Origin of the sequence: Oceanospirillum sp. (assembly GCF_048265165.1) — a bacterium.
In the GTDB taxonomy this organism is placed as follows: domain Bacteria; phylum Pseudomonadota; class Gammaproteobacteria; order Pseudomonadales; family Halomonadaceae; genus Oceanospirillum.
In genome coordinates this window covers 1-25481 of sequence record NZ_JBLXCD010000012.1, presented here as the reverse complement: position 1 = coordinate 25481, position 25481 = coordinate 1, and the positions used below count along the sequence as shown (strand labels likewise).

Here is a 25481-nt window from a genome sequence, read left to right as displayed (position 1 = left end):
AAAAGGCTGCTGAAGGTAATGTTTGCCGGTCTTGATTAAGGGATAAAGAGCATGGCTCAGGAAAAAGTACAGTTTCAGTCGTCGGCATCGGCACTGCGGGCTTTAAAAGTAGGTAAGCGGAATCCAAACTGGGTCGATGCTGCAGAGTATCTTATTAATAAAGCCTCACCAGAAGTTAAGTTGTTGCTTGAGGCCGCCCGGGAGATAGAGCGTCAGAAAATGAGAGGGGAGTTGCCTGGTGACAGCAGTGAGCACAAGGTCACGACCTCTTTGTTCAGTCCTGCTCAATGGGTCATTATGGGATTGGTTGGAGTTGTGTTCACGGGGCTGCTGATCTGGATCGCCGTCCAGATTGGTGTTGCGGCTTGCTGAAAAAGCAGCCAAGGTGAAAACCCTGGCTGCCTTGGTGCATAGGAGTTTTTAAGCTCTAACGCAGTAATATTTCTCCGGACTCAAGATAGAAGGTTGTTTTACCAAAGTCTTCTTTCAGAACTCTTCCCGTATCGGCAATAACAATATTGCAACCAGAGTACGCTTTCTTGAGAGCTTTCACCCTGGCTTTGCGGCGTGAGTGAATTTCCTGCTCTAACTCCTGACGCCTTTGCTCCAGAGCGATCATTGCCCGACGGGTTGTGTCCCGTGCCTTTATGATCTGTTCCTTTTTTTCAGGGGATATGTGGCGTTTTTCTTCCCGAATACGGTTGATCAGTTCTTTTAACTGTTTTGCTTGCTCTGCGCCTTCTTTCAGCTTCTGCTGAACACTGCTCATTTCGTCACGTACAGCATCCAGGGGGCCGACTTCAAGAATTGTGGGCACAGATGCCAGCGTACCAAGCTGACCGGCCTCAATATAATCTGTGGCTAAGACATGACCACCAACTAGCTGCCCGGCACCGGAAAGTTTAACGGAGTTTGATGCCCAGAGACGACTATGCATGATCAGCTTTTGAGCCATAATGCTGGCATTACTTTCCACCCAGGCATCCTGAATGAAGCGAGCTTTAATATTTCCTTTAGCCCGAACAACGGCGTTCTCTTTAGTCGGTTGATCCGCTTTCAGGTTTGGTGATTTTTGCCCGATGATGCCGCCGGCAATCTCAATGTTTCCGCCGGATATCACCGTGGAGTTGTCGACCAAACCACCTATTTTAATATCGCCGGTGGCTTCTAAGAGCATACCGGGGTTTACGCCCCGTTTAACCTGTACACTACCGTCGAAGCGAATGTTGCCTGAGGCTATACTGACTTCGTCGATCTGCAGTGTGTTTTCAATATGAATTCCCTGGTCGGTAAAAACCGGCATGCCTTTAATAGCTGCTACATAGATGCGCCGATCTGCATAGTCCGGACGTATGCTTGGGTCCTGTTTTATTTTTTTTTCTTTGCCATGATATGCTTTTAGTATCTTACCGCTGACTGAAAAACCATCTTCACCCGGAACTGGCTCCGTCAGTTTGAAAAGAGGTGTTTCTTCCGGCAGAACTGGAAAGTCTCCAAGTTCACGGAAATCTACCTGGTCTTTCGTTCCCTTCAGCACGAGTGGGCGTCTCTCAGACATTTCCTCGATTAAGGGAGTAAGCTCTCCATCGGCTCCGTCTTTTGGCTTCTGACCAAATGCGACTAAATAGCAGCAGGGCTCAGTTATATTCTGAATACCTTCAGCTGAGAAAAGCTGGTCAACAAGGCTTGTATCTATACCCCGTAGAATACGGTTTTTCTGCATCGCCTGGTCAAAGGCTTCCCGTGAAGGTGGGAGTCCTTTACCCATGGGCGGGGTGATCTCAACACCTGCCAGGGTCTGATCGGGAGAAACATAAACATGAATTTCAGAATCAACAGGACCGCCAATCTCAATTTCGAAGCTACGACGTTGCTCGATGCCACGGGACAGATCATTTAGACGGTCTTCGAAAAGTGGGAAATCGTCTTCGCTGAAACCCTGCTCAGCAACTATCTGGCGGATCGCTTCAACGGAGATAGTGATTACTTGTGGTCCTGGTTTGAAACGAGCTGTTAGGCGGTTGCCTTGCTCGTTGACAAAGAGTTCCAGCCCGGTTTGATTCTGCTCTGCATCGGTTTCTGTTGTTATTGTACCTGCAGCCGCGTTCTCAGGAGTGGTTCCTGTGTTGTCTGCAACATCCATATTAGCCTGACTATCGTTGTTATCATTCGGGTTCATAGCGTTAGATTGCCCTAAGGGTAAGCTCACTCAATTGACTGACTTCATCATAAAGTGTTTTCATATTCCACACTTATAATGGACTGACAACTTTTTTTTACCATTGTGTGACCTATATTAACGAAATATAAAGTGTATTTACTACTCTCTTTTTGATCGAATTCGATAAACACTAAGTTTAATTTTGATTTGTTATTTTTCTGTATTAATCTTCTTGTGAAATAAAGGGGTTAGCGTAGTCAAGGTTGTTTTTTCAGGTTATGATCTCTACAAATCGTGCGTGCTGATTGCCGTTGCGTCCAAAGTAGCTTTTTATAAAGCATAGTTCAGGCAGTGCTGGTCAGGGATCGACATCCCTGGGGTGTAGAAAGTGTCAAAGCAGGTTATAAGAAAGGTTTAAAGGTATTTAATGGCTGATTCATCTAAAGCTCGCGAGTTACGCTTTAAAAGGCTACTGGGAATTGTACTCTTGTCTGAGCTGATGTCCGGTAAGCGTAATCTGTTGAATGCGATGCTGGATAAAGGCACCATGATGGAGAAAGACCGTAAAGAGCTGGAGCTGCCTCCTTTGCCGCATAATGCTTGGCAGGGGCTGCCTCTTAAGCAGCAACTTCGTAAAGCCCGCCTTGAATCAGCGATTCTTGCTCTGGCGGAAGACCGCACGGTGAACCCCAAGAAAAAGCTGGTATATCAAGATCACATCTACGCGCCCTCCCAATCGTCTGCTAATGGCCGCGATTCCTGATTTTTTTCTTTTTTTTTGCCTCTGGCTATACCTTCGTTTATCAGACTATCGCATAATTAGCCCCCTATAAACTGGGCTTACGCCCAGTACCTGATTTTTATTTATGCGTTTTCTATCCGAGGGGTCCTATGACAGTTCATGTAATCAAACATCCATTGGTTCAGCACAAGCTGGGGCTGATGCGTCAATATGGCATCAGTACAAAAAGTTTTCGTGAGCTGTCGTCAGAGGTTGGGACCCTGTTGACTTACGAGGCGACAAAAAGCCTTGAGATGGAGCATGTGACCATCAAAGGTTGGGACGGTTCTGATATTCAGGTCGAGCACATCAAGGGTAAGAAAATTACTGTGGTTCCGATTCTGCGTGCAGGTTTAGGCATGATGGATGGTGTGATGAAGCTGATCCCCAGTGCCAAGGTGAGTGTTGTCGGTCTGCAACGAAATGAAGAAACACTGGAGCCTGTGCCTTATTTTGAAAAGCTGGTTGGTAAAATTGATGAGCGCCTGAGCCTTGTGATTGATCCTATGCTGGCAACCGGTGGCTCAATGATCGCGACCATTGATATGCTGAAAAAAGCCGGCTGTAAAGATATCAAAGTGATTGTTTTGGTTGCAGCCCCTGAAGGTGTTGAGCGCACTTTGGCGGCTCACCCGGATATCGAGATTTTTACGGCATCGGTTGATCATCACCTGAATGACAAAGGTTATATCATTCCAGGCCTTGGTGACGCTGGCGATAAAATTTTCGGTACGCTTTAACTCTTCTTTCGTTTATCCGTTCTGGGAACGTTAACGATATTAAAAATAATCAGAGTGTGACATGACGACAGAAAATCAGTTCGCTTCTGCGACCTCTCCGAAAACAATTCTTACCGGGGCGCAAATGCTGTTTGTAGCCTTCGGTGCTCTAGTGCTGGTGCCCCTGCTAACTGGCCTTGATCCTAATGTGGCTTTATTCACTGCGGGCTTTGGTACTCTGATCTTTCAGATCGTGACCCGGGGCCGGGTGCCTGTTTTTCTGGCATCTTCTTTCGCCTTTATTGCGCCTATTATCGCCAGTGTACAAAACTGGGGAATTCCTGCGACCATGGGTGGTTTGTTGGCTGCAGGTATTGCTTATCTGATTCTTAGCGCCATTGTGCGTGCTAAAGGGGCTGGTATTCTACACCGTATACTGCCCTCTGTGGTTGTCGGGCCTGTGATTATGGTGATTGGGCTGGCGCTGGCACCGGTTGCGGTTAATATGGCAATGGGTAAAACCGGTGATGGATCTGCCGCTCTGGTGGATTATGACAAAGCGATCATCGTTTCGATGTTCTCTCTGGTTGTAACGCTGCTGTTTGCTGTTTTTTCTAAAGGTGTTTTCCGGCTGATTCCTATTCTGGCCGGTGTTGTTGCAGGCTATATTTTGGCTCTGTTTATGGGGCTGGTGAGCTTTACGCCGGTTCATGAAGCCGCCTGGTTTGCAGTGCCGTCTTTTACAATGCCAGAGTTCCACTGGCAGGCGATTCTGTTTATGATTCCTGTTGCTATTGCTCCGGCTATTGAGCATGTTGGTGATATGGTGGCGATCAGCCAGGTAACCGGTAAAGACTATCTGAAAAAACCGGGATTGCACCGTACATTGATGGGGGATGGTCTTGCGACATCTGCAGCGGCAATTTTTGGCGGGCCGCCAAACACGACTTATTCAGAAGTAACTGGCGCTGTAATGCTGACTCGCAACTTTAACCCTATGGTCATGACCTGGGCTGCAGTATTTGCCATTGTTCTGGCCTTTATTGGAAAGATGGGGGCAGTACTCCAGACAATTCCTGTACCTGTTATGGGGGGGATTATGACCCTACTGTTTGGATCTATTGCTGTTGTTGGTATGAATACGCTGGTTAAATCAGGTCAGGATCTTACCGCTCCCCGCAATCTGAGTATTATCGCTCTGATTCTGGTATTCGGTATTGGCGGTATGTACATTGGCGGCGGCGAATTCAGCCTTCAGGGTGTGAGCTTATGCGCCATCGTCGGGATTGTACTGAACCTGGTGCTGCCAAAGCATCTGGGTGAAGATGAGTAAGTCTATGTAGTCATTTGCTCAATCTATAACGGTTAGCAGGATAAAGCTCCCAGTGAGAACCGGGGGCTTTTTTTTGTTGTTAGTATTTTTTAAACAAACTTCATCGGCTATGTTTGATATTAGATTACACTTTCTCAATATAGTAATATTAGAGCATTGTCTATGATGGTTTTTATCTGATGGATAGGCTGGCTTTAAAGGTTTATTTAAATAGATTGTTTTGGGATCAGGGCGGTATTTATATGCAGAACAAAGAGTCAGTTAAGTCACAAGTAAATGTTCAGGAAAATTATTGCATCGCTCGTCAGCCTATTTGTGATGAAAACCTGAAACTTGCCGCTTATGAACTGCTCTATCGTAATAATACGTCAGCGAGTGAGGCTAATGTCAGTAGCCCTCATGAAGCCACTGCCCGTGTTTGTACCGTTGCCTTTATGGATATTGGTATCGACCGCCTTGCGGATAAGCACCCTGTTTTTATTAATATGACAGATGAATGGCTGGTGAGGGGGGATATGCTGCCTGAGCCTGCAGAGCGTATCGTTCTTGAGGTGTTGGAGGATATTAAGCCAACGCCAGAGGTTTTGTCTGCACTTAAAAACTTGCGTTCCAGAGGTTATAAAATAGCACTGGATGATTTCGTTCTGACCCAGGAAACCAAGGCTTTTCTGCCTTATGCTGACTTGATTAAGCTGGATGTGATGGCTTGTTCTCCTGAACTTTTGGCAAAACGAGTCGCGATACTTAAACGGTTGAAGATACCGCTCCTGGCTGAAAAAGTGGAGACCTGGGATGAGTTTGAGGCCTGTAAAAAAATGGGCTTTACGCTATTCCAGGGCTATTTTTTATCCAGACCTGAGACGATGAAGAGCCAGCCTAAATCCGATAGTGGTATCGTATTGACTCAACTGATGGCGATGCTGCATCAGCCAGAACCTGATGTTGGTATGATTGAGCAGCAAATCTCCCGTGATCCTCAGCTGTACTATCGTATTTTGCGGTATATCAACTCTGCCCAGTACTCTCTGCCCCGGAAAATCGAGAGTCTGAGGCAGGCGATCGTTTTGTTGGGCTTCACTAACCTGAAATCCTTGGTCAGCATGATGGTGCTGGCGGGCTCCAGTCGTCGTGGTGATACTCTGATGCCGATAGCGCTTCTGAGAGCTAAAATGTGTGAGTGTTTGGCGGTAAAAACAGGTCAGTCCCCTGTTGAGAGTTACTTCACCGTGGGGTTGTTGTCGATGCTGGATGCTTTTTTTGATCGCCCGCTGCCCTCTATTCTCGAAGACCTGTCACTTCATCCAAGTGTTGAATCTGCCCTAATCCACTATGAGGGTGCTTTGGGTAGTGCTCTTAAAGTGATTGAAGCTTATGAAAAAGCAGACTGGTCGTTTGTTGAGCAAAGTGATTTTGATCGCCATATGCTGACCGAGTGCTATGTCGAGGCGATGGCCTGGGCTGATGAAGTTGTGGGTGCTGCAATCTAGCGACACCGGCATAGGCCAGGCCTGATGGCCGCTTTTAAAGTTGCTCACTGACGCGGCACAATAAATAGATTAGAATTGTATATCCATACAGTATAAGGGCTGGGGTATGCGAAAAATCATCCATGCTGATTGTGACTGCTTCTTTGCTGCCGTAGAGATGCGCGATAACCCTTCACTGACCGATAGGCCCATCGCCGTTGGAGGTGATGCTGACAAGCGCGGAGTGATTGCAACCTGTAACTATCCCGCTAGGCTCTATGGTGTCCGTTCAGCCATGCCGACAGCCCAGGCATTAAAGCTCTGCCCTGACTTGGTTCTCTGCAAGGGGCGTATGGATGAATACCGGGCTACAGCAGATAGAATCCGCGAAGTTTTCTATGAGCTGACTGATCGGGTGGAAGTGGTCTCTATCGACGAGGCTTACCTCGATGTTACTGATGTTGCTGACTTTCAGGGCAGTGCAACCCGTATGGCTCAGTGGCTTAAAGCAGAAGTTATACGCCGCACCGGTGTGACAATATCTGTCGGTGTCGCGCCGAATAAATTTCTGGCTAAGGTTGCATCTGACTGGCAGAAACCTGATGGCCTCTTTGTGATTACTCCGGGTCAAATTGCTCCGTTCGTATCAGCGTTGCCAGTGGGCCGCATTCATGGTGTTGGTAAGGTTACGGAAGAGAAACTGAAGCTGCTGGGTATTGAGACCTGTGCGGATCTGCAGAAAAAAACGGTAAAGGAGCTGACGGAGTCATTCGGAAAGCTTGGCTTAACTCTATACCAGAGGGCCAGAGGCGAGGATTACCGGGATGTCGTTACTGAGCGGGTACGTAAGTCTGTTAGCGTGGAACGAACCTACGCAGAAAATATTAAAGTCCAGTCCGAAATTGAAATTGCTTTAGAGCATTTGCTTCCTGTTCTTATTCGCCGATATCAGGGCTATGAAGACCGTAAAGTTCGCAGTGTGTTTGCTAAAGTACGTTTTGCAGATTTTTCATCGACCACTGTAGAGACGGCTTTTTTCTCAAAAGGTAGCGCTGACTCCACGATAGAAGGTTCTGTCAGATCTGTTGCCGATGAGCCGTTGCAGTGGCTGAGTGTCTCTCTTTTTAGGCCTCTGGTTGCGGAGGCGATTCAGCGAGGGGTGCTCAATATCCGTCTCCTGGGTATTGGTATCCGTCTCCGTGAGCCGACGGAGGTTGCGGAGGTTGCGGAGCAATTGAACCTCTTTTCCTGAGCCCGCACTGAAAATACACGATTAGTTTGCCATCCCCTTGCTTTGCTTAGTGATATTTTGGTTCAAATTGCATAGGATGGTGTAACACGTTTTTAAACTTCATGTTTACATTTTTAGCCCCGGAAGTGTTGCATTATGGAAAGCTTAGCTGTTCAGGATCTTTCGATTGTTCTGGTCGAACCCTCTAATACTCAACGTAAAATTATTATTAACGAACTTATGGCGGAAGGTATCCATAATATCGAAGGTGCCGGGAGTGCCCGTGAGGCTTATACCCGTCTGAAAACCTTTCAGCCTGATTTACTGATTACTTCGATGTACCTGCCAGATGCAACGGCAGCGGAGCTGGTGGCGCTGCTGCAACGGGATCCTGCAACGGCGGATATTCCAGTGATGGTGGTTTCCAGCGAGCAGAACTATGACAACCTGGAAGCTGTGCGGCAATCAAAAGTCCTTGCGCTATTACCGAAGCCCTTCACTCGTACCGATCTGCACCGTGCACTTTTGGCGACTATTGATTATATCAATCCGGATGAGCTGTCCCTGGATCTCTACGATGTTGAGAGCCTTCGCGTCCTGATTGTCGACGATAGCCGTATGGCCCGTAAGCATCTGGAGCGGGTTATGAATCAGATTGGTATTCAGGATGTTACCGAAGCGGTTGATGGGCTGGATGCGCGGAATATCATTGAAAACCAAGCGTTCGACCTTATTCTGACCGACTACAATATGCCGAATATGGATGGTCAGGAGCTGATTCGTTATATTCGCAATGAGACTGAACTTTCCCATGTGCCGATTCTTATGGTGACCTCTGAGGAGAATGAAACGCGGCTGAGTTCAGTTAAACAAGCGGGTGTTTCTGCGTTGTGTGATAAACCTTTTGAGGTAACGCAAGTTAAAGGTTTATTGGCCTCGCTATTAGAGGGCTGATCAGGATAATCTGAGCAACGCGATTATCCCCTTGATAACCAACATTAGGTGGGGACATAAATTTTACCGGCACCTAACACGGATGTGTCGGAGCCGGAGTGCAATATGGTATTTGAATTGAAGCAGAAGCCCCATAAAGTCACCATCACAGATCGGCGTATGATGTTCACCACAGATGTTCCGGTCAGAGATGTGATTCATCATAGCTTGCTGAGTTGCTGCACTGATGCAACATTGCATGATGCCGCGTTACAGATGAATAAGCATCATGTTAGTTCTATTCTTGTGATGGATGCCGGAGAACCTGTTGGAATCTGGACTGAAGCGGATGCCCGTAAGCTGGACTTTACTGATCAGTCTTTGGGTGAGAAACCGATCAGTGGTTATATGAGTTCGCCCGTGGATACTGTTGATGGCGATGAGAGTCTGAGTGAAATTGCATTAAAGTTCCAACGTTTACGCCGTCGGCATTTTCTGGTCACAGATCAGGAGCATGGCCCGATAGGCGTTGTCTCTCAAACCGACGTGATCCGCTCCCAGGGGTTAGAACACTATCTGTGCATGCGTAATGTACGTTCGGCCCTGAATCAGGCTCCTCTTGTTCTGGATGAGTCTTTATCTCTGGCTGATGCAGTGAACCGTCTGCGGGAAAGTCAACGGGATGCCGCTGCTGTCCGACGTAGCACCCCTGAGCATTACAGCATTATCACCGAACGGGATATTGTTCAGTGGTTGGCTGCAGGTGTGACGGCCCGGACTTTGAAAGAGGTCTGCAGTAATGAGCTTTATGCTGTGGATGAAGATACAGGGCTGCTGCAGGCCAGCAATCTACTCAAGAAAAAAGGCTTTCGCCACCTTGGTGTCGTCAATCAAAGAGGAGGGCTTGTCGGCATTCTCTCCTATGGCGATATTCTGGACAGTGTTGAGTATGAATACGTTAATCGTCTGCAGGAGGCACTGCAGTCAAGAGATGAAGCACTAAAAGCTTCGACAGCGCACTTGCGCCTTGCCCAGCGTGTGATTGAGGCCAGTCTTGACGGCATTATCATTACAGATAAACACGGTGTCATCGAATCAGTTAACCCCAAGTTTACCCAGGTTACTGGCTATAGCGAAGTCGAGGCGATTGGCCAAAGTACTAAATTGCTCAGTTCAGGCCGTCACTCCGAAGATTTTTACCGCCACCTCTGGAGTGAGCTGCAGAGTAATGGGTATTGGCAGGGAGAGATCTGGAACCGAAGGAAAAATGGGCAGGTCTATCCCGAATGGCTGACAATTACCGCTATCTACAATGATGAAGGTGATGTCGCTCAGTTTGCTGCTATTTTCAGCGATATTACGGATCGTAAGAAAGATGAAGAGCGTATCCGGCGACTGGCTTTTTTTGATGATCTGACCGGGGTTGCCAACCGTCGATTGTTTCAGGACCGACTGGAGCAGGCTATTGCTAATGCTCATCGTCACCAGCATCGTCTGGCCGTACTTTTTCTTGATCTGGACATGTTTAAGCGGATTAATGATTCTCTTGGGCATGTTGTGGGGGATGAGGTTTTAAAGGTTGTTGCTGGTCGTTTGGCGCATACGGTGAGAGAAGGTGACTCTGTTGCCCGTTTGGGAGGCGATGAGTTCACTGTGATGGTGCCTGAAGTCGATACGATGGACGGACTTATGATGCTGGCGCAGCGCATTAATGATGCGATCAGTGAGCCGATTTCTGTCGGCAGTCATGAACTGTATATCTCAACCAGTATTGGGATCAGTATCTATCCTGATGATGGCATGACATCAGAGGATCTGATTAAGAATGCTGATGCAGCTATGTACCGGGTGAAGGCAGATGGCCGGGGGAGTTTCCATCGTTATACGGATTCTTTGCATTATGACTCCGTGCGGGAGCTGACCATAGAAACCCGTTTGCGCAAAGCGATTAAGGACCAGGCCTTTCAGGTAAAGTACCAACCAAAAATTGAGCTTAAATCCGGTAGGTTGATTGGTTTTGAAGCCCTGCTTAGGTGGCATGATAAGGTAAGTGGTTTGGTGGTCTCTCCTGTGGAGTTTATTCCTGTCGCTGAGCGTCTCGGTCTTATTGGAATACTGGGTGAGTGGGTATTGGAGGCCGTATGTCGGGATCTGCTGTACTGGCATGAATGCGGGTATGAAATTGTACCGGTTGCAGTGAATATTTCAGTTCAGCAGTTGATGAAGGGTGATCTCGCGGCGACTGTTCGCCATATCGTCCGGAATACCGGTGTACAGGCTAGTTGGCTTGAGCTTGAGGTTACAGAAAGTTGCTTCATTCCTGAGCAGGCCGACCGCATTGCTGATATTTTGCATGCGCTGCGTATGCAGGGCGTAAACATCTCCATTGATGATTTTGGCACAGGGTATTCATCACTGAGCTATTTACGTCGCTTACCCTTGGATGCCCTTAAAATTGATCGCACTTTTGTAACGGACGTGGCACATAATGCTGATGATGCCAGGCTGGCGTCAACCATTATCGCTATGGCAAAAGGTATGGGATTGAAGGTTGTAGCAGAAGGCATAGAAAACAAGGAGCAGCTGAGTTTTCTGCAGCGCCATGGCTGCCATGAAGGACAGGGTTTTATGTTTGCTAAGGCGGAGCCTGCAAAGCAAGTTGGTCAGTGGCTCTCAGATCACTGGAATCCCTTTGAGGCATTGAATCTTCAGGCTGAGAATTAACAATTATGGTGTCTAACCTATAAACAGCTGATTTTCCGGTGGCTGTTTATAGGTTGAAGGTCCGTTTAGTTGGCAGTGAACCACGCTTTCATAACGTCTGTGATTTTTCTCAGCTGATCTGCTGAGATAATGTAAGGTGGCATGGTATAAAGGTAGCGATCAAATGATCGCAGCCAGACACCATGACTGATGGCGAAGTCCTGTACCCCTTGCAGGCTTTTGGCATCCTTTACTTCAATTACCGCTGCAGCGCCCAGCACCCGTGTATTCAGAACCGCGTCATGTCTGAAGCCAAGTAGTTCTTCTTTCAGGAGCTGGTTAAGGGCAGCAATTTTACCCAGATAGTTATCTCGCTCAAAAATCTCAATACTTTTCAGAGCTACAGCACAAGCCAGCGGGTTGCCCATGAAGGTTGGCCCGTGCATAAAGGCTTTGCCGGCATCATCATCCCAGAAAGCATTAAAAACCCGGTCGTTGGCAAGGGTAGCCGCGTGGCCGATATAACCTCCGGTCAGACCTTTGCTGAGTACCATAATATCCGGTGTTACGTTTGCGTACTCGGCGGCAAACAGCTTTCCTGTCCGGCCAAAGCCTGTGGCTACTTCATCAAAGATAAACAGAATCTCAAATTCATCACATAGCTTACGAGCTTCCTGCAAATAGATAGGGCTATACATATTCAGGCCACCCGCTGCCTGCAGCAGAGGCTCTACCAGAAAACCCGCTATTTCTTCATGGTACTGTTCAAATACCTTGCGCAGCTCGGCTATATCCGAGGCCACGGATTCAGCCGGAGCATCAAATGATGCAGTAGGGGCAGGGGCAAAATGATGTTTTGGCAGCAGGCCGCTGAACAGACTGTGCATACCTTCTTCAGGGTCACATACTGACATGCAGCCTGTGGTATCGCCATGATAAGCGCGCATCAGGGAGGCCATTTTGTACTTCTTCGTCCGTCCCTGATTTTGCCAGAACTGCACCGCCATTTTCATAGCGACTTCCATACCGACGGAACCACTGTCACTGAAAAAGACATGATTCAGGCCTTCCGGCGTTATTTCGACCAGCTTTTTAGCGAGAGCCGCAGCCGGTTGGTTTTTCAGGCCGCCAAGCATAACGTGGGCCAGCTTATCCGCCTGGTCATGAATGGCCTGGGTGATTTCAGGGTGTCTGTAGCCATGAATCATACACCACCATGAACAGGTGGCATCGAGCAGCTTCATGCCATTGGTCAGCTGAATATAAGGCCCTTCACCTGTTTCCACTTCATAATTTACTTCGAGATTTTTCATCTGTGCATAGGGAAACCAGAGGCTTGTATCCTGCATAATCACACCGTTGTAAACCGTTTTATTTATATTTAGTTTACCAGTTGATAGCTGGTCACGAAAGGGTATTACCAGGACAGATCTGCTAATGCAGCGGCATGGTTAGTGATAGGGTATCTTAGAGGGGGGATGGCCGCTTAGCGGCCATTAAATTGTTGCAGAAAACCCAGAATAGCATGATTGACAGCTTCCGGTTTTTCCATAGGACTTACATGAGCGGCGCCTTCAATCAGAGTAAATTGGCCTTGGGTGAGTTGGTCGGCCAGAAACTCTCCATATTTGGGCGGTGTCATCTGATCTAGGTCTGAGCTGATAACCAGAGCCGGGCAGGCAATCTGTTTAATGTCTTCCAGTCGGTCAAAACTATTACAGCTGACAAAGTCATTGTAAACCGCCTCAGTTTCACTTTGCATCAGCAGCTCGGCAAATTGCTCGATAACCTGAGGCGGGGTATTTTCGCTAAGCGCACTATCTGTAAGGTGGCGGATAAAGGCCGGGTAATCATCGTGTATCTGTTGCAGGAGATCCTGCTGAACCTTGAGTTTAGCCCCGGTGTTGACCAGTATCATGCCGTCGACCTGCGTGGGGTGACGCATTGCAAACTCAATGCAAACAGCTCCACCCATACTGTGGCCAGCCATGATGAGCTGAGAACTGTCCAGCTCTGTCACCAGCTCCGAAAGAGTGTCGGCATAATCAATGATAGACTGGTTGCCATCATGGTGTGCACTTAAGGCATGCCCTGGGAGGTCAACCGCAATCATATTGGCGTGACCTTTCAGGCCGGTCATCTGCTTCTGCCACTGTGAGTGGTTCAGGCCTGCGCCATGTACCATCAGAAGTGTTGGTATATCCGGGTTGATTGGCCATTGGCTGGCCAGGTAACCAAGTTCATTAAAGTCCTGAGCAAACATAGAGCATCCTTGTATGGAGCGGGGCAAGGTTGTTAGTTGTCGTTATTGATCTTATTTTTATAGCCCCGGAGACTAAGACATCACTAAAAGGTGTTAGACTAAACATATACAATAAATAATACAATAAGCAGCTTTGATGAGTATCAAAAAGTTTGGGGATTAACTGTAATCAGCAATAACAGGCTTTCAGATCACCCGTTTGGGTTTGGGTGGGGTATATGATGTTTTGGTTTTTGTAGGCTTGTCGCTATAATAGCTGAGTATTTTAGTTGGTTAATCGTTGTCCGTTTATTCTAGGAGTTTTTTATGGCCGCAATTAAGATTTTGGTAGGAACCGTATACGGTGGGGCGCGGGATGTCGCGGATCATATTCAGCCAATGCTGGAAGCAAAAGGCTATACCGTTGAGGTGTCAGAGGAGCCAACGATTGCGGATCTTGAGAATAAGGATCTGGAGGCTGTTCTGGTTTCCTGCTCCACCACAGGTGCCGGAGATTTCCCGCCTAATTTTGACAAATTTTATCATACGCTGAATGAGACAGGAGCAGCATTGTCTCATCTGAAATATGGCATTATCTCTTTGGGTGATAGCTCTTACGATGAGACGTTCTGTGACGCTGGTAAAAAGATCGATGCTGTTTTCGCAGAATATGGCGGCCAGCGCATTGGCCGTCCATTAGAGATAGATGCTGCGGAGCATTTTGATGCAACGGAGCCGGCAGCGGACTGGATCGGTCGCTGGGCTGATCAGCTGCAACAGGTAGAAATGGCGTAGCTGAGTAAAGAGATGCCATGTTATCGCATCGTATCGCTGATCGCTTAAGACAATACCGGAGGGGAAGCCCCTCCGGTATTGTACGCTAAGAGTGCTAGCCGAAGGTGCTGATCAGCCACCAGCCCATGCCGGATAGCAGTGCAACAACAACCAGAAAGCGTTTAGCAGGCAGCTCGGATTGCCGGATTGAATCCGCCAGTGATGCCGGTACTTTTTTAACTCCGGTGACCATCGCCTGAATCAGGTGTTCACGTTTAAAGGTGTCGTGAAAGAGTACGGCTGCCACATGCAGTACCACCAGTGCAATCAGATAGTCCGGCAAGGTAAGGTGCAGGTCTGTCAGCCAGTAGACCATATCCTCGCTGATATAAGGAACCAATGGGCCATCAATAAAAATATCATCGGTGGTGCCCAGGCCTGAGATCCCCTGAGCCAGCAGAATCAGAATCAGGGCAACCACCATCCAAGCGCCAACAGGGTTGTGCCCTACATGGTGAGAATCACTGTGTACTGAAATTACATCCGGAATGGATTTCAGTGTTTTTATGGGTGAGCGGATAAAGTTAATAAACCGGGCGTGATAACTGCCAATAAAGCCCCAGATTACCCGATAGACTACCAACCCCAGTACGGTATATCCCGCCAGAACATGGTTGTCCATTTGTACCCCTTCTGTCCCGCTCCACCACAAAAAGCCGATCAGTCCGGCTAATGACCAGTGAAAGAGCCGTATGCTGATATCCCAGACTTTAACCGCCTTGGTTGCCTGTTCCGTATGTGATTGCATGTTTTCTCCTTTCAAGAGTGCAAGACGTTAAATCGCTTGTTTACCGGGTATCAATAGCTCATCTGCTATCGATGGATTATCAGATAGCAACTGTTTGTCAGGTATCGCCAGCCGCTTTTTTAAGGGCATCCAGAAGCGCTTTTTTGCTTAAGATTTCACCCAGCAAGATACCTTGTGGCGCGCCAGGCCCATAGACTGCATTAAAAGGGATGCCAAAGCGTTGATGACGGTTCAGAAAATCGCTGATTGTTGCATTCGGACGAGTCCAGTCTCCCCGCATTGGCAGAATATTCTCCGCTGACAGTGCTTGCTGAATTTCCGGTGTATTGATGACAGCCACTTTATTGGCGATGCAAGTGACGCACCAGCGCGCGGTGATATCGATAAATACCACTTTGTTTTCTGCAACCTGCTTATCAATTTGATTGGGCTCAAAAGCTGCCCAGTTTAGCTGATCCTGACTGTCGGCAGAGCTTGATGTCAGGTTAACGTCCGGTTGAGGGAGTACCGGTATGATCAGCAGAGCCGCAACAGGGATAAGCCAAAACAGTCGATGGCGTTTGACCATCAGCCACCAAAGCAGAGCGAGGCTTGCAATGGCAATGACACCATTGAATATGATCAGATCTGATAATACCCAGAGCAACCATCCGGCGGTTACCAGAAGTCCACTACCGAGAACACGCTTAAGGGTGAGCATCCAGTGTCCGGGTTTAGGTAGCTTATAGATCCACTCCGGCTTCAGGGTCAGCAGCAGGTAAGGCAGGGCCAGACCGATACCTAATGTAATAAAAATCAGCAGCAGGGTGAGGTAGTCCTGAGAGAAGGCAAAACCTATGGCGGTACCTAAAAAAGGAGCTGAGCAAGGGGTTGCCAGAATCGTTGCCAGTGCCCCTTGGCTGAAAGATCCGAAAAGAGAATGGCTCTTTTCAGGTGCCTCTTGATGCACTGATGAACCCAGGGATGAGATTATGGCGGGTAGGCGTAACTCGAATAATCCCCAGAGGTTACCGGCAAAAATGATAACGATAAAAGCCAGTGCGGCAATAAAAATGGGCTGCTGGAACTGAATTCCCCAACCGATTGCCTGACCACTGGCTTTAAGAACGATAAGCGCACCGGCCAGTAATGCAAATGAGCTGATAATACCGGCTGCGGTAGCGATAAAGCTGCTGCGAATCTGAGAGGTACTCAGTTCGCTGTGTTTTATCAGATGCAGAACCTTAATGGAAAGTACCGGAAGAACACAGGGCATCAGGTTCAGAATAAGGCCGCCAGCCAGAGCCATCAGAAGCATAAGCCATAAGGGGGCTGATATTGAGGAATCTCGATTGATACCCGGTACAGAGCCCTTATGGCCTTTAACCTGAGTGCCTTCGATACGGCTCAGTGGGGCGTCGGCCATTTGCCAGCGCATTGGTAGCTCAAAATCACCCTGTGACGTGCGAATCACCAGATTGGCCGCTTTATCAGGGCTTGGCATCTGTTTGCGCTCTATCAGAAACTGGGCAGTCCAGAGCTGATCATTTGTGCCGGGTAGTATTTCCGGTTTGCCAATCACCGGAGCATTCAGCTCAGGCTCCGGTTGTAGCTCCGGGAACAGATCCTGTAGTTGCGTTGATTCTGGTAGCTGTAGTTCAATCTGGAGAATTTTCTGTTCGCTATCCAGCTGAACCTTTGCCGGCTTAAATCCTGCAAGGTCTGCAGGACGAGGGATACGGCTGACAAACTGATTAATACTGAAGGCTGCATCGGCATCCAAAACACCAGATTGAGTGTCGGCCAGATTCGGCAGTTCTGAGACAGGTATTTCAGATTTGAAACTAACAGGAATACAGAGCTCCCGGCAGATCAGGATTCGGGTATCCACTGCAATGGTTGCGTCTTCCTTAAGCGGTAATCTTAACGTCAGATCCAGAGGGAAAATAATTCGCTCTTCATAACCATAGAGCTGCAATCCCTGAAAATCCAAGCGTGATGGTGCCGGATAGTACAGTTGAATATTATCAAGGGCGCTGCCCTGAGCTGCTTTTACAGCGGGTGGAATACCTGCGGCTCCCGGAGTTCGCCAGTAGGTTTTCCAGCCATCATCCATTTGAATCTCCAGACCTGCTTTCAGTATGGTCTGGTTGTTTTTTGATTCTACTGCGGCGATCAGTAAACGAGCTTTTGCCTGAGGCGTTTCTGACCAGTCACTTTGGGCTGCCTGGGCTGACAAACTGATCAGGAAGGTGGCAAGAAGAAATATCCCGGCGGATGTATGCTTACGGCTGAACGCAAGCAAAGAAAGCCTGCTATCCATACGAAAGTGGTGCAGAGCCGATAGCAAAACAGCAAAAATGTTCAAAGTAAAATCCCGTACAGAAAACTGCTTAAATATAGTGGCAAGAGTACCACTGACAGATATCGCCGATGAGACATCAGAGGCCACACGGAGTTTCAGGTTGAGTCAGACTTTATTGATCATATTGGCTGTTTATGATCAATAAAGCCCGGTTTAACCGGGCTTTAGTATTAACGCAGAGCGTGACCTAAAGCTTACTCGTCATCACACTTCTGTTTGAAAGCCCTGTGGCCCTTTTTAGTATGCTTGCCAATCTCTTGCATCAGCGACATAACTTTATCTGCGTCTTTGCTGTTTTCAGCTGTTTCGAGGTTATCCAAAAGCTCTTCCAGGTGGGTCATACCTTTCTGGTAGTTGCTTTGCATCTTTTCCTGGGCCGCTTTAGGTTCGCTTTGTGCTTTGAAAGGTAGTTCTTTCTTAGCACTGTCGGCTAGTTCCTGCAGTGCCGCACGGTTTTCCGCCATGATCGCCCAGTCTTCAGATTTCGCCGCATTTTTGTAGGCTTTCAGGTGGTCTTTCATTTCGTCCATCTGCTCTGCCAGCTTTGTTTCACCGCACTGTGCTGCCCGTACATCTGTGGCACCTAAAAACAGGGCAGAGGCTAAGGAAACAGCGAACAGAGATTTTTTCAGTCCCATTGCATTCATTTGCGTTTTCTCCATCTAATCAAGCATTTATTGCGTATAATAAGTTATATCTTATGTAAACATGTCAGGTTATTTTAGTCCAGATCTGAAAGGTAAAGTTCCATTAAGTTATAAGGTTATGAAGCCTTGTGTAGGGCGTCCGGGCGAACATGCTGCACAAACGCAGCCACATAATCATCTGCAGGGTGCTGCAGAATCTGCTGCGGCGTCCCCTGCTGTATCAGACAGCCATCTTTCAGAATAGCAATTCGGTCACCGAGTGTTATGGCTTCATCCAGATCATGGGTAATAAATATAATCGTCTTATGCAGCTGTTTCTGTAGCTGTTTCAGCTGGACTTGCATGTCAGCACGGATCAGTGGGTCGAGGGCGGAGAAGGCTTCGTCCATCAGCAGGATATCGGCATCAGTACATAAGGCTCGGGCCAGACCGACGCGCTGCTGCTGACCTCCGGATAGCTGATTTGGGTATTGGCGGTCATAACCTGTCAGGCCAACCTTGTCGAGCCAATAAGAGGCCTTTTCCAGACGCTGCTCCTTGGGAATACGCTGTATCTCCAGGCCATAGGCGACATTATCCAGTACATTTCTGTGAGGTAGCAGTGCAAAGCGCTGAAACACCATGGACAGATGCTGTTGACGGAATACTTCCAGCTGTTTGCGGCTCAGAGTGGTGATATCGGTACCCTTGATCTCAATCTGGCCTTCAGTCGGTTCAATAAGTCGGTTGAAATGACGAATCAGCGTTGATTTTCCCGAACCGGATAAACCCATGATGACAAAAATTTCGCCGGGTGCGATCTCCAGATTGATATTCTGCAGGCCCAGCGCGTGATTGTGTTCAGACAGCAGCTGATCTTTACCGATGCCCTGATGCATCAGCGGCAGTACCTTTTCTGCCCGTTTACCAAAGATTTTACTCAGATGGCGGATACGGATCACAGGTTCAGTCATGGTTGCCCCCTTGCAGGTGCTGCTGGCTGCGCCGGGCGTAACTTTGGGAAATACGGTCAAAGACAATGGCCAGAACGACAATAGCCAGTCCGTTCAGAAGCCCCAGAGTAAAGTACTGGTTGGTAATGGATTTCAACACAGGTTGACCGAGACCTTTTACGCCGATCATGGAGGCGACCACCACCATGGACAGAGCCATCATAATCGTCTGATTAATACCCGCCATGATGGTCGGCAGAGCCAGAGGCAGCTGTACGCTGGTCAGGCGTTTCAGGTAACCGGCACCAAAGGCGGTGGCGGCTTCCAGTACGCTTTTATCAACTAAGCGTATACCCAGGTTGGTCAGGCGAATCACAGGAGGTATGGCGTAAATGACCACCGCGATAACGCCGGGAATCCGGCCAATCCCCAGTAGCATGACAACAGGTATCAGGTAGACAAAGGCTGGCATGGTCTGCATCACATCCAGTAGAGGTATCAGCAATTTTTGTAGCCGGTCAGAGCGAGACATCAAAATACCCAGCGGTATGCCCAGAATGATCGCAAGCAGGGTGCAGACCAAAATAATGCTCATGGTTTGCATTGTATCTTCCCACATACCAAAGTAACCGATGGCAAAAAAAGCGATGGCAACCCCAAGGCTTAAACGCAGAGAGCGACTGGCCAGGTAGCTGATTGAGCAGATCACGGCAATTACCAGCCACCATGGAGTGGCTAACAGCAGCTGTTCAAAGCCAATCAGAAGAGAGAGTAAGGGATCAAAAAAGTTTTCGATCTGTTCACCGTAACTGCGGGAAAAATCCCGGTAGGCGGTATCCAGTGTTTTACGTATAGCACGCAGATCACTGCGTTCCATTTCAGGGAATTCGGTCAACCAGCCACCATCGGCCATAGCAGATCCTAATCAGGTTTGATGAGCGTTGCAGCCTGCAGCGCAGGCTTTTAGTGAGCAGTCCCGACAGAGGAGTATGCCCGAAGTGTGTCCGGGCATTTTCTGACTGATAATTATAATTGATCTACCGCTTGCTGCAGTTTTTGGGCCTCAGCCTTGGGCAGCCAATTTCTCCAGACCTCAGGGTAATTCAATAGAAAGTGCTCCATTGCGTATTCACCATCGGCCTGATTTTCTTCCATCCATGCAAGGATGGCACTCATTTGAGGGTTGGTCAGGCTGCGACCGGCGATATATTCATAAGCCGCCGGAGCCCGTTTGGCAAAGCCGCTGGTGGTGATGGTATGAACCGGAGCGGAGGGGTACATGGTAACCTTGGGGGTGGTGCAGTCGGCCTGAGTCGTGCAGTTACGGTAATGTTCGAGATCGACACCTGTGCCAAAGTCTACTTTTACCATTTCATACTTACCCATCACCGGCGTCGGAGCCCAATAGTAGCCAAACCAAGGCTCTTTGCGGTCGTAGGCTTTGGCTAAAGAGCCCGCCAGCGCCGCACCAGAACCGGGATCGACCTGTTCAAAACCGGCTTCTTCCAGCTCCAGAGCGTCAAACAGATGGCCTGCGGTAATCTGGCAAACCCAGCCTGCCGGGCAGCTGTAAAAAGCGGAGCGGTCATCATATTCAGGGTGTTCAAAAAGATCCGCATGTTGGCGCACACCCTCAATGGTGGCCAGCTCCGGGTACTCATCGACCATATACTGCGGCACCCAGAAGCCTTCTTCACCGCCCTGGGACAGCACCTGTCCGGCATAACGTAAGCGGCCCTCTTCAACACCTTTGTCCAGCTGTGCCTTGGAAGAGTTCGTCCAAAGTTCAGGTGCAATATCCGGCTCACCTTTTTCAATCATCGAAGTACTGGTGGGTACGGAGTCACCTGGCACGCGTTCTGTCTGGCAGTTATAAGCGTTCTCCAGAATAAACTGGTCAAGGTGCGCCATAAAGGAGGCTGAATTCCAGTTCATGTCTGCGATGGTAACTGAACCGCACTCTGGTGCAGCCATTGCTTGTGTTGGTAGTGCGCTGAGGGACAACGCTAGAGGCAAAGATGCCAGAAGTGCTTTCATACCTGATTCTCTTAGTTTAAACATTTGACGGAAATATTACGGGTCAAAACATTGGTGTTCAATCAGAATAACAGGCTCAGCCGGTTTTTACTTAAACCTGTTAACCATATGTTATTCAGGTATTTATACGATAAATTCATCATTCAGAGCTGCAAAGCTGCTGAAAAAGCACTTTTTATTTCACCGTTATAGCATGTTATAACATAGTGAATTCAAAGGAGATCCGTTCATGAAAAGAAACACATTATTTAAGACAGGGTTACTGGTGCTCGGCCTCACCTTTTTGTCAGGTTGTAGTTGGGTGAAGGCCGTAGAAGGCAGTGATCAGGTGCTTCTGGCAAAAGCGCATAATGTTGCTGGGTGCGAGAAGCTGGGGCACACCAACTCTTTTGTGAAAGATAGTGTGGCTGGTCTCAGTCGCAACAAAGAGACCATCATGGAAGAGCTGGTAACTCTGGGTAAAAACCAGGCCGTAGAGATGGGAGCGGATACCATCGTTCAGACTGGCCCGCTTAAAGATGGCAAAGTGGGTTTTGATCTCTACAAATGTAAGTCCTAAACTTTGACTTACTCCCCGAAAAAGGCTGCCTGATGCAGCCTTTTTTGCGTTTTGTTATCAGATTTTAATTCACTCCTGCATGCCGCCATGTGATATCTGTGCTTGCTTAAATATACAGTGTATTTTTGGATTTACTGAAAATCATGCGCGGTTTGTCCGACTTTATGCTCGGTTTACCGGTGCGAAAAAATTGGATAAGCTGTAAATTCAATGAATTATAGGGACGGGCTCGGCAATAACAGGCGCGTGGTTATTGGCGTATATGCGCATGCGCGTTTAGCAGGGAAGCAGTCAGACCAGAAAATGGATTTTTCCTTTCGAATCAAGCTGTTTTCTCAGTTCTTGACAGTATATTGAAATCGTCAAAACGCGCATGCCTATGATTAAAATGTTAGGCATCTATCTCTAACTCCGGCATTGTTGCGTAATGTTTGACTTAGCAATAATCTGCGATTATAGTTGCGAGTTCAAGCATTAAGCAAAGAGGTGTCTGTGTCAAAAAATTTAGAAGCTGATTTGGTGATAAATATCATCAACCTGCAAAGCAAAATTCAGAAAAGGATTGGCGCCGCTCTTTCTGCGCATGGTATTGGTCTGTCAGAATATCTTGTTCTAAATCAGCTATATATCGCTACAAGTCAGAAAATGCGACGCAGCGACCTTGCGGAAAAAGTGGGATTAAGCCCGTCCGGCGTCACACGTCTTCTCAATCCTATGGAGAAAATAGGCCTTATTGTAAAGGAAGATAATCCTCGTGATGCCAGAGTCAGTCTGGTTGCACTTTCAGATACTGGAAGGAAAATTACTGAAGAGGCAAAAATTTCGTTTGAGTATTCATCTGTTGCATTGTTTGAGTCTCTAGATAAAGACCAGTTAAGCACATTATCAGAGCTGATTAAGGTTGTAACAAAATGACTATAAACCGTTACCGGCAAGCTCTGATAAATAGAATTGAGACGTCTGTTACTCAAAATCATGTTGGCGTGGGCTCAGTCAATACTGCCTACTTGTCGTCTGGCTCTGGTCAACCGCTGATCTTGCTACATGGCGGTGGGGCAGGGGCGATAACTTGGTATCCATCCATTGCCGCGTTCTCAAAGGACTTTCGGGTAATTGCACCTGACATAGTAGGTTATGGAGAATCCGATAAGCCTAATGCTGCTTATGACAAAGCTTATTTTTGCAAGTGGCTAAAGGACTTTTTGTTAGCATTAGATATCCCCAAAGCGCATATTGTGGGCTTGTCTCAGGGCGGCGCAATTGCACTTCAGTTTGTGCTAGATAATCCACAAATGGTTGAAAAACTCGTCTTGGTTGATTCTGGAGGGCTCGGTGCTAAGCCCTCGTTCGCTTCCTTATTCAGTATGATTTTAATGAACAGTTTTCCATCGTCTCTCACTGATCGTTTCTTCTCTCGCTATATACTGTTTAACCCTAAAAATAGAGATCCTAATCACGCTCGCTATTCGATTGATGTGTTAAAGCGAACTGGGGGACAAAATGCTTTTAAGCAAGGCCGAGGTTCGGCGGTTTCAGAAATTCCGAAAGCCTCGCTCCGCAAGATACAAAACAGAACATTAGTGATTTGGGGACAGAATGATCGGCTATTTCCCATTGAATATGGAGAGAGTTCAGCTGCGCAAATACCTAACGCTACGTTTTTAAGAATAGAGGATGCGGGCCATTTGCCACTAATGGACCAAACGCATACCTTTAACAAATCTGTTCTAGATTTTTTAAGCTAGTAGGGGGAGGTATGTTGAGAATTAGAAATAAAAATGTGCTAGTAACAGGAGCTTCCAGAGGAATAGGTAAGGCGATTGCTGAACTTTTTGCTGATCAGGGGGCAAATGTTATTGTCAGCGACCTGGATGATGAATTGGGTAAAAGAGTAGCCACAGACATTGGTGAAATGGCTTGTTATCTGCACCTTGATGTGGGAAAAGAAGATGATTGGATTGCCGCGAGTAAGTTTTTAAAAAATAAATTTGGTGGATTAGACATTCTTGTTAATAATGCGGGAATAGCGGGTATCCTTGAAACTCATGGGCCTCACGACCCTGAAAACCTGGATATTGAAAGCTGGCGTAAAGTCCATCAGACGAATCTTGATGGGGTGGCGCTGGGATGCAAATATGGTATTCGGCTTATGCGGAAGTCTTCATCCGCCAGTATTGTTAATATTTCTTCAAGGTCAGGGATTGTGGGCATCCCCTTTGCTGCTGCATATGCATCGAGTAAAGCCGCTGTTCGCAACCATACAAAATCTGTTGCGCTTTACTGTGCTGAAAAACAATACCCTATTCGATGTAACTCTATTCACCCGGGTGCCATATATACGCCGATATGGGACGTGATGCTTGGAGAGGGGGAGCAAAGAGAAAATGCGGTCAAAGTCATTTCTTCTGAGATCCCGCTTGGCGCTATGGGCGAACCTATCGATGTTGCCTATGCCGCTCTGTATTTGGCTTCTGACGAATCCAAGTATGTCACCGGAATTGAGCTCAATGTTGATGGTGGGGTCCTAGCAGGTAGCGCCGCGTCACCACCAAACAAATAATGCCTAACAATCGGCTGCTGTCGGACTTGCAAAAGCTCCGGCTTCGCCTCTACTTTTGCCAGCCGCAGAGCCGGGCGTTAGGCATCACACGTACAGGAAGATAATGAGCAATCGGATAATATTTGGGTGGTTGATTACAGTGATTTGGATTGCTTTGTGGGCAATCTTACTATATTGCGATTGGAAATCAGCCGCGGAAATGCGATTCAATGAATGGGGTGATTTCTTCGCGGGTGCTTTTGCTCCCTTAGCTTTTTTGTGGCTAGTTATTGGATATTTCCAGCAAGGCGAAGAGCTAAGCCAAAATACCAAGGCTCTCGAGCAACAAGAACGGGCTTTACAGTTGCAAGTTGATGAGCTTAAACAATCAGTTGAACAACAAAATAAATCTGCGATAGCTCTAAGCCAACAATCTGTGATTTCAGGATTGATGGCTAAATTGGAAGCAACTAATAGGATAGTGGATAGCATAGGCCGTCAAATCAAGAGGGCGGAAGAATCCAATAGTGCAGGTGCATCTAAAAATATTAAGGCATTACTAGAAAAGCAAAATAGCCTTGAGCATTCTATTGAAAAATTGTTAGCTGAAGTCGAACTTTTGGAGAAGACTGATAATGGACATGAATAGCAATATACGTAAAAAAGCGTTTGGCATAATGAAGTCAATAGAATCTATGAATGAAAATGAAAGAGGCCAGCGCCCATCTGAGTCATTTGGATTGAATTACAATAAATTAAGGGAACTGTGCCTAAATAATAACCCTGACTTAAAGGAGCTTTTGCCTCCTCAAGTTAAACTCGTGGACTACGGCGGGGAGGGTTATACAGATATGCTTACTGAACATAATTTTTCTGAAATACATACTTTTTGCTCAGAAATATACCAGTTATTGGAGTGAAAAATGCCTAACAAAAAGTTCAACCTGACCTCCGCTGCGTCGTTCGTTTTTGTGGGTCCCCGCTACGCTACCACAAAAACAAACAACTACGCTCCGGCAGGTTAACTTGGCGTTCAGGCTGTAGAAAAACCTCCCGAACTATACTCTGATCGGGTTTTGAAACGCAGGAGGCGGTGATGGCTCGATTCAAGCACTACGACTACAATCAAACGTCGATGGTGGTCATTAACTATCAGGATCAGCTGCAGCCCGGTACTTTTGAGCATGCTCTGCACTACCTCGTTTCTGAAAAGCTGGATCTGTCCGCGTTTCACCAGCCTTATAAGAATGATAGCGAAGGCCGCCCAGCCTA

23 protein-coding genes are annotated in these 25481 nt (G+C 47.5%); 14 read left to right on the top strand and 9 right to left on the bottom strand.

Annotated features, from left to right (window positions below; translation table 11 throughout):
- Positions 1-51 precede the first annotated feature (51 nt).
- Positions 52-372, top strand: coding sequence for a hypothetical protein (locus ACN0R8_RS15805; protein WP_417599110.1), 321 nt, complete (start codon positions 52-54; stop codon positions 370-372).
- 55 nt (positions 373-427) lie between these two features.
- On the opposite strand, the gene ACN0R8_RS15800 is transcribed toward ACN0R8_RS15805, so the two are convergent.
- Positions 428-2179 carry a FapA family protein gene (locus ACN0R8_RS15800; protein ID WP_417599108.1) on the bottom strand — a complete coding sequence of 584 codons (1752 nt, stop codon included), beginning with the start codon at positions 2177-2179 and terminating at the stop codon, positions 428-430.
- Positions 2180-2588: 409 nt separating this feature from the next.
- On the opposite strand from ACN0R8_RS15800, the gene ACN0R8_RS15795 reads away from it, so the two are divergent.
- The 7 genes from ACN0R8_RS15795 (at position 2589) to ACN0R8_RS15765 (ending at position 11348) form a co-directional block, all read left to right on the top strand.
- Positions 2589-2924, top strand: a complete 336-nt coding sequence (locus ACN0R8_RS15795; protein WP_078320738.1) for a hypothetical protein — start codon at positions 2589-2591, stop codon at positions 2922-2924.
- 128 nt (positions 2925-3052) lie between these two features.
- A complete protein-coding gene (gene upp, locus ACN0R8_RS15790; RefSeq protein WP_417599106.1) occupies positions 3053-3682 on the top strand; it encodes a uracil phosphoribosyltransferase in 630 nt (209 codons plus the stop codon).
- 61 nt (positions 3683-3743) lie between these two features.
- Positions 3744-4994: a uracil-xanthine permease family protein gene (locus ACN0R8_RS15785; RefSeq protein ID WP_417599104.1), complete on the top strand. Its 1251-nt coding sequence runs from the start codon at positions 3744-3746 to the stop codon at positions 4992-4994.
- A 242-nt stretch (positions 4995-5236) separates the two neighbouring features.
- Entirely contained in the window at positions 5237-6481 is a 1245-nt protein-coding gene (locus tag ACN0R8_RS15780; protein WP_417599102.1) for an EAL and HDOD domain-containing protein, read from the top strand.
- Positions 6482-6587: 106 nt separating this feature from the next.
- Positions 6588-7712, top strand: coding sequence for a DNA polymerase IV (dinB, locus tag ACN0R8_RS15775; protein ID WP_417599100.1), 1125 nt, complete (start codon positions 6588-6590; stop codon positions 7710-7712).
- 135 nt (positions 7713-7847) lie between these two features.
- The gene (locus ACN0R8_RS15770; protein ID WP_417599098.1) at positions 7848-8645 is read left to right on the top strand and encodes a response regulator; all 798 of its coding nucleotides are present in this window, start codon (positions 7848-7850) and stop codon (positions 8643-8645) included.
- Between the two features lie 105 nt (positions 8646-8750).
- A complete protein-coding gene (locus ACN0R8_RS15765; RefSeq protein ID WP_417599096.1) occupies positions 8751-11348 on the top strand; it encodes an EAL domain-containing protein in 2598 nt (865 codons plus the stop codon).
- A 65-nt stretch (positions 11349-11413) separates the two neighbouring features.
- On the opposite strand, the gene bioA is transcribed toward ACN0R8_RS15765, so the two are convergent.
- Positions 11414-12676: an adenosylmethionine--8-amino-7-oxononanoate transaminase gene (gene bioA, locus ACN0R8_RS15760; RefSeq protein ID WP_417599094.1), complete on the bottom strand. Its 1263-nt coding sequence runs from the start codon at positions 12674-12676 to the stop codon at positions 11414-11416.
- A gap of 137 nt (positions 12677-12813) precedes the next feature.
- Positions 12814-13590: an alpha/beta fold hydrolase gene (locus ACN0R8_RS15755; protein WP_417599092.1), complete on the bottom strand. Its 777-nt coding sequence runs from the start codon at positions 13588-13590 to the stop codon at positions 12814-12816.
- 306 nt (positions 13591-13896) lie between these two features.
- Here ACN0R8_RS15755 and ACN0R8_RS15750 point away from each other — a divergent pair, with 306 nt between their 5' ends.
- Positions 13897-14364, top strand: coding sequence for a flavodoxin domain-containing protein (locus tag ACN0R8_RS15750; protein ID WP_417599090.1), 468 nt, complete (start codon positions 13897-13899; stop codon positions 14362-14364).
- Positions 14365-14458: 94 nt separating this feature from the next.
- Here ACN0R8_RS15750 and ACN0R8_RS15745 read toward each other — a convergent pair whose 3' ends face one another.
- From ACN0R8_RS15745 to ACN0R8_RS15720, 6 genes are all read right to left on the bottom strand, one after another.
- Positions 14459-15151, bottom strand: coding sequence for a cytochrome b/b6 domain-containing protein (locus tag ACN0R8_RS15745; RefSeq protein WP_417599088.1), 693 nt, complete (start codon positions 15149-15151; stop codon positions 14459-14461).
- A 97-nt stretch (positions 15152-15248) separates the two neighbouring features.
- A complete protein-coding gene (locus ACN0R8_RS15740) occupies positions 15249-17498 on the bottom strand; it encodes a protein-disulfide reductase DsbD family protein (protein ID WP_417599086.1) in 2250 nt (749 codons plus the stop codon).
- 191 nt (positions 17499-17689) lie between these two features.
- On the bottom strand, positions 17690-18142 hold the full coding sequence (locus ACN0R8_RS15735) for a cytochrome b562 (protein WP_417599084.1): 453 nt from the start codon (positions 18140-18142) through the stop codon (positions 17690-17692).
- Between the two features lie 116 nt (positions 18143-18258).
- Entirely contained in the window at positions 18259-19095 is an 837-nt protein-coding gene (locus ACN0R8_RS15730; RefSeq protein ID WP_417599082.1) for a quaternary amine ABC transporter ATP-binding protein, read from the bottom strand.
- Complete coding sequence (locus ACN0R8_RS15725; protein ID WP_417599080.1) at positions 19088-19987, bottom strand: ABC transporter permease; 900 nt, start codon at positions 19985-19987, stop codon at positions 19088-19090. The genes ACN0R8_RS15730 and ACN0R8_RS15725 overlap by 8 nt, the downstream gene beginning before the upstream one ends.
- A 113-nt stretch (positions 19988-20100) precedes the next feature.
- Positions 20101-21111 carry an ABC transporter substrate-binding protein gene (locus ACN0R8_RS15720; RefSeq protein ID WP_417599078.1) on the bottom strand — a complete coding sequence of 337 codons (1011 nt, stop codon included), beginning with the start codon at positions 21109-21111 and terminating at the stop codon, positions 20101-20103.
- Positions 21112-21340: 229 nt separating this feature from the next.
- Between ACN0R8_RS15720 and ACN0R8_RS15715 the strand changes: the two genes are divergently transcribed.
- The 5 genes from ACN0R8_RS15715 to ACN0R8_RS15695 all read left to right on the top strand — a co-directional run bounded on the left by ACN0R8_RS15715 (position 21341) and on the right by ACN0R8_RS15695 (position 24858).
- Positions 21341-21670, top strand: a complete 330-nt coding sequence (locus ACN0R8_RS15715) for a DUF4156 domain-containing protein (protein ID WP_417599076.1) — start codon at positions 21341-21343, stop codon at positions 21668-21670.
- Between the two features lie 492 nt (positions 21671-22162).
- The gene (locus ACN0R8_RS15710; RefSeq protein ID WP_215976042.1) at positions 22163-22585 is read left to right on the top strand and encodes a MarR family winged helix-turn-helix transcriptional regulator; all 423 of its coding nucleotides are present in this window, start codon (positions 22163-22165) and stop codon (positions 22583-22585) included.
- Positions 22582-23415, top strand: coding sequence for an alpha/beta fold hydrolase (locus ACN0R8_RS15705; protein ID WP_215976043.1), 834 nt, complete (start codon positions 22582-22584; stop codon positions 23413-23415). The genes ACN0R8_RS15710 and ACN0R8_RS15705 overlap by 4 nt, the downstream gene beginning before the upstream one ends.
- A gap of 11 nt (positions 23416-23426) precedes the next feature.
- The gene (locus tag ACN0R8_RS15700) at positions 23427-24230 is read left to right on the top strand and encodes an SDR family oxidoreductase (protein WP_215976044.1); all 804 of its coding nucleotides are present in this window, start codon (positions 23427-23429) and stop codon (positions 24228-24230) included.
- Between the two features lie 103 nt (positions 24231-24333).
- Complete coding sequence (locus ACN0R8_RS15695) at positions 24334-24858, top strand: hypothetical protein (protein ID WP_417599073.1); 525 nt, start codon at positions 24334-24336, stop codon at positions 24856-24858.
- Positions 24859-25481: the final 623 nt, after the last annotated feature.

Bases quoted from the DNA above. Each gene is read 5' to 3' on its own strand.
- ACN0R8_RS15805 (WP_417599110.1), top strand. From the start codon at position 52: ATGGCTCAGGAAAAAGTACAGTTTCAGTCGTCGGCATCGGCACTGCGG.
- ACN0R8_RS15800 (WP_417599108.1), bottom strand. From the start codon at position 2,179: ATGAACCCGAATGATAACAACGATAGTCAGGCTAATATGGATGTTGCA.
- ACN0R8_RS15795 (WP_078320738.1), top strand. From the start codon at position 2,589: ATGGCTGATTCATCTAAAGCTCGCGAGTTACGCTTTAAAAGGCTACTG.
- upp (WP_417599106.1), top strand. From the start codon at position 3,053: ATGACAGTTCATGTAATCAAACATCCATTGGTTCAGCACAAGCTGGGG.
- ACN0R8_RS15785 (WP_417599104.1), top strand. From the start codon at position 3,744: ATGACGACAGAAAATCAGTTCGCTTCTGCGACCTCTCCGAAAACAATT.
- ACN0R8_RS15780 (WP_417599102.1), top strand. From the start codon at position 5,237: ATGCAGAACAAAGAGTCAGTTAAGTCACAAGTAAATGTTCAGGAAAAT.
- dinB (WP_417599100.1), top strand. From the start codon at position 6,588: ATGCGAAAAATCATCCATGCTGATTGTGACTGCTTCTTTGCTGCCGTA.
- ACN0R8_RS15770 (WP_417599098.1), top strand. From the start codon at position 7,848: ATGGAAAGCTTAGCTGTTCAGGATCTTTCGATTGTTCTGGTCGAACCC.
- ACN0R8_RS15765 (WP_417599096.1), top strand. From the start codon at position 8,751: ATGGTATTTGAATTGAAGCAGAAGCCCCATAAAGTCACCATCACAGAT.
- bioA (WP_417599094.1), bottom strand. From the start codon at position 12,676: ATGCAGGATACAAGCCTCTGGTTTCCCTATGCACAGATGAAAAATCTC.
- ACN0R8_RS15755 (WP_417599092.1), bottom strand. From the start codon at position 13,590: ATGTTTGCTCAGGACTTTAATGAACTTGGTTACCTGGCCAGCCAATGG.
- ACN0R8_RS15750 (WP_417599090.1), top strand. From the start codon at position 13,897: ATGGCCGCAATTAAGATTTTGGTAGGAACCGTATACGGTGGGGCGCGG.
- ACN0R8_RS15745 (WP_417599088.1), bottom strand. From the start codon at position 15,151: ATGCAATCACATACGGAACAGGCAACCAAGGCGGTTAAAGTCTGGGAT.
- ACN0R8_RS15735 (WP_417599084.1), bottom strand. From the start codon at position 18,142: ATGAATGCAATGGGACTGAAAAAATCTCTGTTCGCTGTTTCCTTAGCC.
- ACN0R8_RS15730 (WP_417599082.1), bottom strand. From the start codon at position 19,095: ATGACTGAACCTGTGATCCGTATCCGCCATCTGAGTAAAATCTTTGGT.
- ACN0R8_RS15725 (WP_417599080.1), bottom strand. From the start codon at position 19,987: ATGGCCGATGGTGGCTGGTTGACCGAATTCCCTGAAATGGAACGCAGT.
- ACN0R8_RS15720 (WP_417599078.1), bottom strand. From the start codon at position 21,111: ATGAAAGCACTTCTGGCATCTTTGCCTCTAGCGTTGTCCCTCAGCGCA.
- ACN0R8_RS15715 (WP_417599076.1), top strand. From the start codon at position 21,341: ATGAAAAGAAACACATTATTTAAGACAGGGTTACTGGTGCTCGGCCTC.
- ACN0R8_RS15705 (WP_215976043.1), top strand. From the start codon at position 22,582: ATGACTATAAACCGTTACCGGCAAGCTCTGATAAATAGAATTGAGACG.
- ACN0R8_RS15700 (WP_215976044.1), top strand. From the start codon at position 23,427: ATGTTGAGAATTAGAAATAAAAATGTGCTAGTAACAGGAGCTTCCAGA.
- ACN0R8_RS15695 (WP_417599073.1), top strand. From the start codon at position 24,334: ATGAGCAATCGGATAATATTTGGGTGGTTGATTACAGTGATTTGGATT.